The sequence below is a fragment of the Rheinheimera sp. NSM genome (genome assembly GCF_052380015.1).
In the GTDB taxonomy this organism is placed as follows: Bacteria; Pseudomonadota; Gammaproteobacteria; order Enterobacterales; family Alteromonadaceae; genus Alishewanella.
The window spans coordinates 613,588-625,447 of record NZ_JBQTCI010000002.1 but is presented as its reverse complement, the minus strand read 5'-3'; the positions used below and the strand labels follow the sequence as shown (position 1 = coordinate 625,447).

Genomic DNA, 11,860 nt, shown 5'->3' with positions numbered 1-11,860 from the left:
AGTAAATTTTAGGGGCCCCGAATGAAGTTATCACGCATCAGCCTGGCGATATTGCCGCTGTTAAGTCTGTGTTCTGTGCAAGCGGCAGTGTACAGCGTCGTTGAGATTGGTGAAGTCAGCGAAGTAAAGTCTACCTATGCTGCGGCAATAAACGATGCCGGAAGTGTGGTTGTTAATGGTGCTTTGAGCACCAATGCATCAGGTAACGGCAATGGTTTAGGAGCATTTAATTTCCCGTTGGACCTTGATGCTATCGATTTTGAAAGTAATGCCGTGATTGCTTTACTAACGGACGAGCAACTGGCTGATGCTATTAACGGCAATATTGACGCCGCTATACTAAACATTCTGTTGCGTTTTAATCCCGCAAACCAACGCATAGGATACTCGTTGGGGTATGTATCTACTATAGACGGTATGTTACAAAATATGCCGTTGCGTGATCTCACCCGGCAGCGTAGCAACAATGAATATCTATACGACATTAATAACGCTGGTGTTGCAGTGGGGACTGCAAGCACCACCTTTAGTTTGCAGAGTTTTACACCGGCGCCAACAGATACAACTCCTGAGCCTGAAGAGCGCGATGTTTGGGTACCTGAGCTGCCATATCAGTTAGGCGTGGTAGTACAGGATAATCAGGTAACGACTATTCCGGCCCCTTATCAGGAGCTGGGCGGTGGCTTTACTGTAGCCAAAGCTATCAGTGACAACGGCTTGATTGCCGGTTATGGCAGTAGTGGTATGGACGAAGATGATCAGACTGCTATAGAAGAAGATTGTGATGGTTCAAATACACCGGTAAACAACTGTTTGTATAACGATGCGGTAAGCGGCAGTTATCACCAAAGGGCTATGATTTGGCAGTTGCAGGCCAATGGTACGGTTGGCGAAGCGAGAGTGTTTGGTTTTCTTGGCGATAAAAACACCGGTGAACCTTTTGATGGTGAGGGTGTAGATGGCAGCACTTATTTTAGCGTAGCAAACAGTGTTAATAACAACGGCTTGGCGGTAGGCCGCTCGGTATATACTGACTCAGACAGGAATCTTCGTGCACAGCACGCCAGCTTGTATGTTGAAGAGCAGGTGCTACCACTGATTGATCCGCTGGAGTGGTTAAACAGTGATGCTGTCGCAGTGAATAACAATGACATCGTGGTCGGTTACGCCAGCAAAGTAATTAACTCTGTCGGTAGAAACAAGTTTTTTTACCATGATTATAGCTCTGCGCAAACCGTATTCCCGCAAGATTTTTTTACCAGTTCAACCTCGATACCTAATGCGATAAATGATCTCGATCAGGTAGTAGGCAGAGCAGAGGTAATGTTAGCCGGCACAACCACGCGCCGTTATCATGGTTTTGTCTATGATATTACTGCAGACAGCTTCCGTGATCTGAATACCTTGCTGGGTTGTGATGTGCCTTACACCATAGTAGATGCGGCGGATATTAATAACAATGGTGAAATTCTGGCTACTGCTTTGGTTAAGCGCGAGCAGCGTAATGCCTTAGGTGAAGTGGTGTTAGACAGCAGCGGCAATACCATAGAAGAAGATGTGGCCATAGCGGTGAAGTTAATGCCGGTTGCCAATGGCGAAGCAGAAAACTGTGCTTCAGAGGAAACAGAGTATAAACGTAAAGGTGGCTCTTTGCCCTGGAGTTTGCTGCTGTTGTGCTCCGGTCTGCTGTGGTGGCGTAAAACTAAGGTGTGATAAAAAGCTGCTTCGGCAGCTTTTTTTATCTCTGTTGCTGATGTGTGGAACTTTGCTATAAGAAAACGCTGGGTTAGTGTAATTAGATATAAATAAAACTGTCATCAAATCTTAAACAAGTTCAGTTTGTTAGCCATTGTCAAGCAATTAATCTGCCGTATTCAAATTGAACCTTTGCGCAGTCCGGGCTATCTATTAAAGGGTAACCGCAAGACATGTTGCGGTTATTTTTATCACACAAAAGTTGAGGAAGACTGCCGTATGAAAAGACAAAAACGTGATCGTCTGGAACGTGCTCATGCTCAAGGTTATCGTGCCGGTGTAACCGGACGGTCCAAAGAAATTTGCCCTTATCAAGGTTTAGATACGCGCTCACAATGGTTAGGAGGCTGGCGCGAGGCCATCGAAGATCGCAACGTTGGATTGTTTAATAAAGGCCAATAGTTTTATAGGCAAATAGTTTTCTGTGTAGTTATTTACCGCATTAAAAAAGCCCCGGCAAGAGTAGTCTGCGGGGCTTTTGTCATTTTCAGGTTGTTACATTAAAAGCTCGATGTGTCCTGAAATAAACCGACTTTTAAATCTTCTGCTACGTAAATATCACGGCCATCAACACTGACGATACCGTCAGCAATACCCATAAACAGTTTGCGTTTAATCACACGCTTCATATTGATGGTATAAGTGACTTTTTTTGCCGTTGGCAGAACCTGACCGGTAAACTTAACTTCGCCCACGCCCAGAGCGCGGCCTTTACCCGGACCTTCACACCAGCCTAAAAAGAAGCCGACTAATTGCCACATGGCATCCAGACCCAGGCAACCCGGCATTACCGGATCCCCTTTAAAGTGACAGGCGAAAAACCACAGATCTGGTGTTATATCCAGCTCAGCGATAATTTGTCCTTTGCCGTATAAGCCACCTTCTTCAGAAATATGTACTATGCGGTCCATCATCAGCATATTGTCAGAAGGTAACTGGCTGTTGCCTTCACCAAACAATTCGCCATTGGCACAAGCGATTAAATCTTCTTTTGTAAAGCTATTCTTAGTCATGTATGTTTAATCCAGTGAAAATACCGGGCCACTTTAGCGAACACTTGTACGCTAAACAAGTCCGATTTGTGTAAAGCCTTATTTTTACGCGCAAACCGGACAACCGGTTAAGTGTATGACAGTATGATTGCCAAAGAGTGACATCATGACCAATTCCAGTGGAAAAGCGCTGACCAATGCTGAGAAACAGCAGCGTTATCGTGAGCGGCAAAAACAATCCGGTAAAAAAGAGTTACGCGGGTACCTGACGCCGGAAGCGTTAAGCTGCTATGAAGAAATCCAGAAAAAAACCGAATGGAGCGACAGCATCTTGCTCAGTAATGCTATCCGTTTAATGTATGCCGCACACAAATGTGGCCAGGTGGGTATTTTAAACAGCTGGTTAACCGAGCATAAGCGTTGATTTACCTGCGTGGCAGGTGTTGCCGGCGCGTGTTCGGCGTTATAATGCCGTCAGTATATGGCTGAGTAACCAGAGAGCTTTTAATGATTTTGTTTGTACGGGATCTAACCGTTATTGATTTTTCTTACCTGTGCGCCAAGCGCGGTATGTTGGGTGAAAGCTATATTGTTGACGTAGAGCTGCACGGTGGTTTAGATCAAACCTCAATGGTGTTGGATTTTGCCAAAGTAAAAAAAGTGATTAAGCAGGCGATAGATCAGCTGGTAGATCATAAACTGGCAGTACCGGCCTTATCTGCGGCTCTTAGCATGGATAGCAGCGCTGAGTTGCAGCGCTTAAACTTTCAATCGGCACGCGGGCGCATCAGTATGGCGGCACCGGCACAGGCCATTGTGGCTATAGCTGCCGAAGAAATAAATGAGCATAGCGTCACGGCATTTTTGCAGCAGCAAATTGCGCCTTTACTGCCGGACAATGTACAGCAACTGGTTTTTACCCTGCGGCCTGAGGTCAGCAACAGTTTTTACTATCACTACAGTCATGGTTTAAAAAAGCATGACGGTAATTGCCAGCGTATTGCTCATGGCCATCGCTCTACTATCCAAATTTATACCGATGGCATGTTAGCGCCGCGGTTAAACAAATACTGGTGCGAGCGCTGGCAGGACATTTATTTAGGCAGTACTGAAGATGTTTGCGCACCGGCTGAATTACAATATCTGAGCGCCGGCGCCGGTGATTATTGTTTTCGCTACCAGGCCGCTCAGGGCTGGTTTGAATTGACGATGCCGGCTGCGCACTGCGAAATAGTGGCTTGTGATACCACGGTTGAGTGTTTGGCCGATTATATCGCCGCAGAATTAAAGCAATTGGATAACACAAAGCAATATAAGGTAGTGGCATATGAAGGGGTGGGTAAGGGCGCTATCGCTGTTAGCTAGTGTCAGTTTTGTATTGGCAGCACAACCGCAACCACAGCTTGAAGGTCAGCTAACCCAGGGCAGTTTAGTGCGCGGCAAAGCGCCGCTTGGCAGCAAAGTGTTTTTTAATCAAACAGAGCTCCCACTTAGCAGCGATGGCCGCTTTGTGTTTGGTATTGGCCGTGACGCACCACTTGAGCATCAGCTTAAAGTAGTGTTGGACGGTAAAGAGCATGTTTCAACGCTGAACTTTAGCGCGCGGCAATACGATGTTCAGCATGTTAACGGTGTGGCGCAAAAATATGTGACACCGCCGGCAGAGGTTACTGAGCGTATTCGCCGTGACAACCAGCAGGTGCGGGCTGTTCGTGAAACCATATCAGACTTACCATACATTTTTGCTACTCCGGTAATGCCGGCACAGGGACGTATTTCCGGGGTTTATGGCAGCCAACGGGTATTTAACGGTGAGCCGCGCAATCCGCACTATGGTTTGGATGTCGCTGCGCCGGTGGGCGCTCCGGTAATAGCACCACTTGGTGGCACAGTGTTGCTGGCAGAAGATTTATATTATTCCGGCCTGACCCTGATAGTGGATCACGGCTTTGGTATCAGTTCTACCTTTATGCATTTAAGTAAGTTTGATGTAGCCGTGGGGCAAACCATAACGCAGGGGCAGAAGATTGCAGAGGTGGGCACCACCGGCCGTGTTACCGGGCCGCATCTGGACTGGCGCATTAACTGGCAGCAGGAACGGTTGGATCCGGCCCTGCTACCGGGTTTGGTTATAAACTAATGCAGCTAAACTTGTTGTAACCAGGCGTCGCACAATGCTTGTTCTGCAACTGTAAGCACAGCAACCTGTTGTAGTGCGGTATTTAACGTCAGCTGGCTTTGCAATAGTCGATCTTTACGATAAAAGTGCAGTGTTAAGCTACTGCCACTTTGGCTGCGCTTTAACAGCTGTGGCAGGCTGGTGGCACTGATTTTACGCCCATCCAGCGCTAACAGCTGATCTCCGCTCATTAAACCGGCCTGATGCGCACTACCGCCATGATAAACCTGTGTCAGCTGCACCAGGCCATTAACAACCTTGGTTTGTGCGCCGATAAACGCCGGCGCTTCCGTCGTCGCCTCACCGCCGAAATCATCGCCATGCTGCATAGGGCGTAAGGTTAGCTGCAATCCCAGTGCCGGTAACAGTGATACCAAAGGTAGGCTAATTGCCTGTGTTAGCCAGTTATCGGTCAGGGTGGCAAGTTCAGCAAAGCCAAGTTGCTGCAGCACCAATTGTAACGCTTTATCCGGCGTACCTGATGCCAGGTACTGTTGCCATAGTTGACGCACTATCTGATCCAGGCAGGCACCGTGGCGGCGTAGCCAGGCATCCAGACACAGTGCCAGTAACGCACCTTTAGCGTAATAACTGACCACCGCATTAACGGCATTTTCATCCTGCTTATAAAACTTAGTCCAGGCGGTAAAACTGCTGTCAGTCAGGCTTTGTTGCGTGTCACTTGGGTTACGCGTGACTCTTGAGATGGTCTTTTCCAGCGTTTTAATATAGCTTTTACCGTCAATTAAGCCAGTACGCACCAGTGCCAGGTCATCATAGTAGGAGGTGAAACCTTCATATAACCACAGCTGCGGCGTGTATTGCTCCGCTGCCAACTGATACTGCGCAAAGCAGGCCGGTTTTAAGCGCTTAACCCACCAGGTATGAAAATATTCGTGGCTGCAAAGTGCCAGCAGGTTTTGATAATTGTCGTCAATGTCAGCCTGGCCCGGCGCCGGTAAGTCAAAGCGGCTGCACAGCAATAGCGTTGAATTGAGATGCTCCAGGCCACCGTAGCCATCTTCTGTTACCCAAAGTAAAAACCAATAGCTGGTTAAATCGGCTGGCAGGCTGCCGAAGGTTGTTACTTGTTGCCGGCAAATTTTTTCCACATCACCACTAAAACGCGACAAGTCGGTTAAATTGTCGCCTGTTACCACCAGGTAATGCTTAATGTCATCGATGCTGAACTCTGCCAGCTGGAAATGGCCCGCCAGTATCGGGCTGTCAATAAGGCTTTGATAACTGTTGGCCTGATATTCGCCAAAACCAAGAAAATCCGTATCCGTTGCGCGATTCAAGCCGGTAGCAAGCCGCCAGTTTTTGGTAACGCGTGACACTGGTTTGTTGATATGCACTTTATGTGGCAACTGCTGCAGTGCACTGACGCTCAGACACAAACTGGCGGGGTTCAGTACCGCCACTTCGTCGTCAATATAGGCTGCGCGCACCGATAAATCATAAGCATACAGCTGATAAGTTACGGTGACTGTGCAGCTGTTACAGTGCAACTGCCAGCGTTGTTTATCCATTTGCTGCAGTGTGAGCGGCCCGTTACTGTCTGTAGCACTAATGGCGACAATATTGCGGGCAAAATCACGGATCATATAACTGCCGGGGATCCACGCCGGCAGCACCAGTTCATGTATTGCATCAACGGGTTTAAAGCTCAGGTTAACGCTGACCAGGTGTGCGCTGATATCGCTGATATCCAGTCGGTACTTCACAGATTTCATAGTATTTCTCTTTGCCTGCAGTGCTTTGGCGTATTAAGCTGGCTATTATGCCGCTAAAACCGATGAAGGAAAATGACATGGCTGTAGAAACGGTATTCAGTAAAATTATTCGCCGCGAGGCCAATGCGGATATTTTATATCAGGATGAGCTGGTAACGGCATTTCGCGATATCCGCCCCAGGGCGCCGGTGCATATTTTACTGGTACCTAATCAGCTGATCCCGACAGTAAATGATGTAGAGCCACAACACGAAGCGGCGCTGGGGCGTTTGTTCAGCGTGGCGCGTAAAATGGCCGCCGAGCATGGTATCGCCGATAAAGGCTATCGCTTGATCATGAACTGCAATGCCCATGGCGGCCAGGAGGTATATCATATTCACCTGCATTTGGTTGGCGGCAGGGCGCTGGGGCCAATGTTAAGCCGCTGACTAAAGCGTTAACCACGGCGTTGAATACGTATTTCTGTGCGATACTGTTGCAATTGCAGACAAGTCTTATAGAATCCGCGTCCTGAAGCTTTACCGGCAAAGTACTAAAGAGTACAGAAGAGTACAGATATGAATAATGACGCCCTGATCGCCAAACGGATGGAACATGCGGTTACCCGGGTAACCAAGACAGTGTTTCCCGGCAGAACCAACCATCACAATACCTTATTTGGTGGCGAAGCGCTGGCCTGGATGGATGAAGCTGCCTTTATCGCGGCAACGCGGTTTTGCCGCAAACCGCTGGTTACCGTCAGCTCAGACCGGGTGGATTTTAAAGAGTCTATTCCGGCCGGTACTATTATTGAACTGGTAGCTAAAGTGGAACATGTCGGGCGCACCAGCATCCGCGTGCATGTGGATATCTTTGTTGAGCATATGTACAACGATGATCAGCATAAAGCCATTTCCGGCAGCTTTACTTTTGTAGCGCTGGGGCCGGATCGTAAACCAACCCCGGTCATCGGTTAATAAGCCATGCTCATCCGGTCTGTATCGCTGATATAATGCGATCAACACATGGACAAATGCGCTCAGTGAGCAGGGCACTTTACTGTTATTTGGTTATAATCGGGCCATTGTCCGGCCGTAGCGCAGGTTTTATTGGTGTATAAGTTATTTGAAGATCGTACCAGACAGTTCTGGATCCTGCATACTCTGGGCTGGTTGGGTTTTGCCATTGTCAATTATCTGGGTTCTTTGGTGCAGGAAACCCGCGATGCCTATCTGATTGTGGTTGCGCTGGACTCTTACATCGGCTGGCTTATTACTATTCCGCTGCGTTACGCTTATCAAAAAGTATGGCATTGGATACCGTGGAAAATGGTGCTTACAGTGCTGCTGTTGGCATTTGCAGTTGCCGCTATCTGGACCGCCGTACGTAACTTTAATTACTGGGAAATATACCGCCACGGCGCCAGACCGGATGACTGGCTAAAGTACGTGCGTGATACACCGGTAGCCTTTTATGTCATCTTAAGCTGGAGCGGGCTGTATTTCGGTATTAAGTACTATCAAACACTGCAGTTGGAAAAACAAAAATCCCTAACCGCCACCAATAAAGCGCACGAAGCCCAACTTAAAATGCTGCGTTATCAGCTTAATCCGCACTTTTTGTTTAATACCTTAAATGCCATTTCTACCCTGGTTTTGATCAATGAAGCTGATACAGCCAATAAAATGGTAACAAGGCTTAGTGACTTTTTGCGCTATTCGTTGTACAAAGATCCCATTAACAAAGTTGCGCTGGAGCAGGAGATTTACGCTGCCAGGCTGTATCTTGAAATTGAGCGGGTAAGGTTCTCTGAGCGACTGTCGATAGTGTTTGATATTGAGCCTGGTACCGAGCAAGCTTTGGTACCCAGCTTAATACTGCAACCGCTGATAGAAAATGCCATTAAGTATGCGGTAGCCAGCCAGATTAATGGTGGCGAGATAGCCATTACGGCGAAAAAATTTGGTCACGATTTATTACTGGAAGTGGCTGATAATGGCCCGGGTATGACCATTAATGACGGTCTGCCGAAAAGCAATGATAGCGGCGTTGGCCTGGTGAATACCAAAGAACGGCTTGCAGCATTGTACGATAATGACTTTGCCTTGGTTTTAACGCATAACCAACCGCGCGGTTTAAAAGTAAATATAAGAATTCCATTACAACTAGAAAAAACGGAACAGGAACATGCTTAAGGTAATAGTAGTTGACGACGAACCTCTGGCCCGTAAAGGGATGTTGGTGCGGCTAAAAGAATTTCCGGAGCTGGAAGTGGTTGCCGAATGCAGCAATGGCCAGCAAGCGATAGAAAGTATCAGCCAACATAAACCGGACCTGGTATTTCTGGATGTCGAAATGCCGGGCATGGATGGTTTCAGCGTATTAAAGCAATTGCAGGCGCAGCAGCAAAGCCTGCCTTATATCGTGTTCGTTACCGCTTATGATCACTATGCGTTTAATGCTTTTGAAGTCAGTGCGCTGGATTACGTGTTAAAGCCGGTTGAACCGGAGCGGCTACGGCAAGCCGTAGAGAAAGTGCTGAAATTGTTTTTAGCCCAGGATACGCAAAAACATAAAGGCCAGTTAGCGGAAGCCGTCGCCAAACTGACCGGTGATGATGCCGGTAATATTTTACAACGGCTAGATAACGCAGAACCGGTAGTCAATGATCGTTTTCCGGATGCTATCAGCATTAAAGACAGCGGCGAAATTACCCGGGTACCGGTATCGGCTATAGAGTGGGTTGATGCCGCCGGTGATTATATGTGTATCCATACCCGCGACGGCCAGACGCATATACTGCGGCGCACCATGAAAGAACTGGAGCAGGAGCTGGACCCGAGACTGTTTGTCCGCGTGCATCGCTCAGCCATTGTTAACGTGCATACCATTGCCAAGCTGCAAATGCTGGCCAATGGTGAGCATCAGTTAATGTTAACCAATGGCCAGTCAGTAAAAGTAAGCCGCAGCTATAAAGATCGCGTAAAACAAGTCTTCAGTAACTGATGTTGTGTTTAGTCGCTGGCAATGTGCTGTTGCCAGCGCACTAAATACGGGTCGATCTGCTTTTTTCGCTCGCCGGTTTGGGCCAGTGGATACAACACCGCTTGTTGATTAATCTCACCTGCCATCATTAAATGTGCACCCGCTACCAGCTGCTCTACTGCAAAGGCGCCCAGTTTGGTTGCCAGAATACGGTCGGCGCCTACCGGTGAGCCGCCGCGTTGAATATGGCCCAAAATACAGGCACGGCATTCTATACCCAAAGCTGAACTGAGCGCCTCTGCCAGCGCTGTGGTGCCACCCGGGTAACTGTTCTCTGCTACCACCATAATGTAGCTGCTTTTGCCGCGTAGCAGCTGGGCACGTTGAATGGGGGTGATCAGCGTTTTGAGCGCATTGGCCTGCAATGCACCGAATTCAGGGCAAATAATTTGCTCGGCACCGGCAGCAATACCGGCAGAGAGCGCAATATAGCCGGAGTGGCGGCCCATTAATTCCACTAAGAAAATACGTTCAAACGCATCAGCGGTATCACGAATTTTGTCTATCGCATCCAGCGCAGTATCAATTGCCGTGGCAAAACCAATGGTGAAATCGGTGCCATCAACGTCATTATCTATAGTGCCCGGCACGCCGATGATCTGGCCACGGTAATAAGGGGCAATAGCTAAAGCACCACGGAAACTGCCATCGCCGCCAATAATTAACAACGCATCTAACTGTAACCGGTGCAATGCATCAGCCGCCTGGCGGGCGCCGGCATCGGTATGCAGCGCTTTACAACGGGCACTTTTTAAAATAGTGCCGCCTTGTTGGATAATATGCTGCACATGCTGTGGCAACAAGGTTTGTGAATCATCCTCAAGTAAGCCGTTAAAACCATGGCGAAAACCTATTACGTCGATATTGTGCGCAGCGGCGGTTAGAACTGCCGCGCGGATAGCAGCGTTCATGCCCGGCGCATCGCCGCCGGAGGTTAAGATGCCAATGCGTTTTATCATACAGAGTGCTTTCTTCAGGTATTCAGCTAAAAACTGCGTTCAGTATAGAGCCTGATGCCAGTGCCGGGGTTTGATATAGCGCAAGTGACGGTAATTTAGTCGCAACTGCCGGCGATATAACGCGACAAGTTCAGCACAAATAAGCGAAAATGCCGCCGTTGTAACCGGCGAGCTGCGGCATTGTTGCCTGCGGTCAATTAAATCGGGATCATGATGCATCAAATTACAGGTAAAAGCCTGGCTGGTCTGCTGTTAGCGCTCACCACGGCAGTGTTATGGGGCATCTTACCGATAGCGCTGAAAATACTGCTGGATGTGATGACAGCCAACACCATAACGGCGATCCGCTTTCTGGCTGCTGCGGTGATGGTTGGTATATGGCTGGGCCTGCGCGGTAAGCTGCCGGCACTTGCCGTATTGTTCAGCGGCAAGGTAGCCTGGTTAATGCTGATTGCCGTAGCCGGCTTATTGTCGAATTACATTATGTACCTTAGTGGCTTAAATTACCTGAGTGCAGAAACCGGCCAGGTGGTGATACAACTGGCGCCCTTTCTGATGATGCTCGGCGGCGTGGTTATTTTTAAAGAGCGGCTATTGCTGTGGCAGAAAGTAGGCGCCGTGATACTGGTCGCTGGGCTGCTGTTGTTTTTTAACGAACGCTTACTGCTGTTAGTGCTACAAGCCGGTAGCGAAACCCTCGGCGTGTTGTTAGTCATTGCCGCCGCTGTTACCTGGGCCGCTTATGCGTTGGCGCAAAAGCAATTGTTGGTGCATTACAGCTCGAAACAAATTATGTACTTACTCTACGTTGGCGGTAGCATAGCATTTTTACCCTTGTCAGATTTTGCGCCGTTGCAAAGCATGAGCCAGCTACACTGGGCTTTGCTGATTTTCTGTTGTTTAAATACTGTGGTGGCTTATGGCGCCTTTGCCGAAGCGCTGCATCATTGGGAAGCGTCGAAGGTGAGTGCGGTGCTGGCAGTAACGCCGTTGTTTACCATCTTATTCGCCAATGTTATCGGCTGGTTGTTGCCGGGTTTTTTAGTGCCGCAGCAGTTGAATCTGTGGTCCTGGCTTGGCGCCATCTTTGTGGTGTCGGGCTCGGCGCTTACTGCATTGGCGCCGCAATTTGTGCAATACCGCGCAGCGCAAAAAGTCCGCAAGTTGCAACGCGACGTATTTTGAGCTCATACATCGCAACAAACAAAAAGGGCC

General features: G+C 48.5%; 13 protein-coding genes. 10 read left to right on the top strand and 3 right to left on the bottom strand.

The window, feature by feature from the left end:
• Nucleotides 1–21: 21 nt before the first annotated feature.
• Together ACTZWV_RS08650 and rmf are read left to right on the top strand one after the other, a co-directional pair.
• On the top strand, nt 22–1,713 hold the full coding sequence (locus ACTZWV_RS08650) for a DUF3466 family protein (RefSeq protein WP_444786159.1): 1,692 nt from the start codon (nt 22–24) through the stop codon (nt 1,711–1,713).
• Between the two features lie 261 nt (nt 1,714–1,974).
• On the top strand, nt 1,975–2,157 hold the full coding sequence (rmf, locus tag ACTZWV_RS08645; protein ID WP_068238104.1) for a ribosome modulation factor: 183 nt from the start codon (nt 1,975–1,977) through the stop codon (nt 2,155–2,157).
• A gap of 98 nt (nt 2,158–2,255) precedes the next feature.
• Here the strand turns inward: rmf and fabA are convergent, their stop codons facing one another.
• Nucleotides 2,256–2,768 (bottom strand): bifunctional 3-hydroxydecanoyl-ACP dehydratase/trans-2-decenoyl-ACP isomerase, encoded by a 513-nt coding sequence (gene fabA / locus ACTZWV_RS08640; protein ID WP_444786158.1) that lies wholly within the window; start codon nt 2,766–2,768, stop codon nt 2,256–2,258.
• A 145-nt stretch (nt 2,769–2,913) separates the two neighbouring features.
• Between fabA and ACTZWV_RS08635 the strand changes: the two genes are divergently transcribed.
• The 3 genes from ACTZWV_RS08635 (at nt 2,914) to ACTZWV_RS08625 (ending at nt 4,887) form a co-directional block, all read left to right on the top strand.
• Nucleotides 2,914–3,171, top strand: a complete 258-nt coding sequence (locus ACTZWV_RS08635; protein WP_173501344.1) for a hypothetical protein — start codon at nt 2,914–2,916, stop codon at nt 3,169–3,171.
• Between the two features lie 83 nt (nt 3,172–3,254).
• Entirely contained in the window at nt 3,255–4,112 is an 858-nt protein-coding gene (locus ACTZWV_RS08630) for a 6-pyruvoyl trahydropterin synthase family protein (protein ID WP_444786157.1), read from the top strand.
• Nucleotides 4,075–4,887 (top strand): M23 family metallopeptidase, encoded by an 813-nt coding sequence (locus tag ACTZWV_RS08625; RefSeq protein ID WP_444786156.1) that lies wholly within the window; start codon nt 4,075–4,077, stop codon nt 4,885–4,887. The genes ACTZWV_RS08630 and ACTZWV_RS08625 overlap by 38 nt, the downstream gene beginning before the upstream one ends.
• Nucleotides 4,888–4,892: 5 nt before the next feature.
• Here ACTZWV_RS08625 and ACTZWV_RS08620 read toward each other — a convergent pair whose 3' ends face one another.
• Nucleotides 4,893–6,662, bottom strand: a complete 1,770-nt coding sequence (locus ACTZWV_RS08620; RefSeq protein ID WP_444786155.1) for a M61 family metallopeptidase — start codon at nt 6,660–6,662, stop codon at nt 4,893–4,895.
• 77 nt (nt 6,663–6,739) lie between these two features.
• Between ACTZWV_RS08620 and ACTZWV_RS08615 the strand changes: the two genes are divergently transcribed.
• From ACTZWV_RS08615 to ACTZWV_RS08600, 4 genes are all read left to right on the top strand, one after another.
• Entirely contained in the window at nt 6,740–7,090 is a 351-nt protein-coding gene (locus tag ACTZWV_RS08615; RefSeq protein WP_444786154.1) for an HIT domain-containing protein, read from the top strand.
• A 129-nt stretch (nt 7,091–7,219) separates the two neighbouring features.
• Nucleotides 7,220–7,618 carry an acyl-CoA thioesterase gene (locus ACTZWV_RS08610; RefSeq protein WP_305550714.1) on the top strand — a complete coding sequence of 133 codons (399 nt, stop codon included), beginning with the start codon at nt 7,220–7,222 and terminating at the stop codon, nt 7,616–7,618.
• A 135-nt stretch (nt 7,619–7,753) separates the two neighbouring features.
• Complete coding sequence (locus tag ACTZWV_RS08605) at nt 7,754–8,836, top strand: sensor histidine kinase (RefSeq protein WP_444786153.1); 1,083 nt, start codon at nt 7,754–7,756, stop codon at nt 8,834–8,836.
• Complete coding sequence (locus ACTZWV_RS08600) at nt 8,829–9,647, top strand: LytR/AlgR family response regulator transcription factor (RefSeq protein WP_444786152.1); 819 nt, start codon at nt 8,829–8,831, stop codon at nt 9,645–9,647. Before ACTZWV_RS08605 ends, ACTZWV_RS08600 begins: the two co-directional genes overlap by 8 nt.
• Before the next feature lie 8 nt (nt 9,648–9,655).
• Here the strand turns inward: ACTZWV_RS08600 and ACTZWV_RS08595 are convergent, their stop codons facing one another.
• On the bottom strand, nt 9,656–10,645 hold the full coding sequence (locus ACTZWV_RS08595; RefSeq protein ID WP_444786151.1) for a 6-phosphofructokinase: 990 nt from the start codon (nt 10,643–10,645) through the stop codon (nt 9,656–9,658).
• Nucleotides 10,646–10,858: 213 nt separating this feature from the next.
• Here ACTZWV_RS08595 and ACTZWV_RS08590 point away from each other — a divergent pair, with 213 nt between their 5' ends.
• Entirely contained in the window at nt 10,859–11,830 is a 972-nt protein-coding gene (locus ACTZWV_RS08590; protein ID WP_444786150.1) for a DMT family transporter, read from the top strand.
• Nucleotides 11,831–11,860 lie beyond the last annotated feature (30 nt).

What these genes read in the sequence shown, in the direction of transcription:
- ACTZWV_RS08650 (WP_444786159.1), top strand. Translation starts at nt 22, where the DNA reads ATGAAGTTATCACGCATCAGCCTGGCGATATTGCCGCTGTTAAGTCTG.
- rmf (WP_068238104.1), top strand. Translation starts at nt 1,975, where the DNA reads ATGAAAAGACAAAAACGTGATCGTCTGGAACGTGCTCATGCTCAAGGT.
- fabA (WP_444786158.1), bottom strand. Translation starts at nt 2,768, where the DNA reads ATGACTAAGAATAGCTTTACAAAAGAAGATTTAATCGCTTGTGCCAAT.
- ACTZWV_RS08635 (WP_173501344.1), top strand. Translation starts at nt 2,914, where the DNA reads ATGACCAATTCCAGTGGAAAAGCGCTGACCAATGCTGAGAAACAGCAG.
- ACTZWV_RS08630 (WP_444786157.1), top strand. Translation starts at nt 3,255, where the DNA reads ATGATTTTGTTTGTACGGGATCTAACCGTTATTGATTTTTCTTACCTG.
- ACTZWV_RS08625 (WP_444786156.1), top strand. Translation starts at nt 4,075, where the DNA reads ATGAAGGGGTGGGTAAGGGCGCTATCGCTGTTAGCTAGTGTCAGTTTT.
- ACTZWV_RS08620 (WP_444786155.1), bottom strand. Translation starts at nt 6,662, where the DNA reads ATGAAATCTGTGAAGTACCGACTGGATATCAGCGATATCAGCGCACAC.
- ACTZWV_RS08615 (WP_444786154.1), top strand. Translation starts at nt 6,740, where the DNA reads ATGGCTGTAGAAACGGTATTCAGTAAAATTATTCGCCGCGAGGCCAAT.
- ACTZWV_RS08610 (WP_305550714.1), top strand. Translation starts at nt 7,220, where the DNA reads ATGAATAATGACGCCCTGATCGCCAAACGGATGGAACATGCGGTTACC.
- ACTZWV_RS08600 (WP_444786152.1), top strand. Translation starts at nt 8,829, where the DNA reads ATGCTTAAGGTAATAGTAGTTGACGACGAACCTCTGGCCCGTAAAGGG.
- ACTZWV_RS08595 (WP_444786151.1), bottom strand. Translation starts at nt 10,645, where the DNA reads ATGATAAAACGCATTGGCATCTTAACCTCCGGCGGCGATGCGCCGGGC.
- ACTZWV_RS08590 (WP_444786150.1), top strand. Translation starts at nt 10,859, where the DNA reads ATGCATCAAATTACAGGTAAAAGCCTGGCTGGTCTGCTGTTAGCGCTC.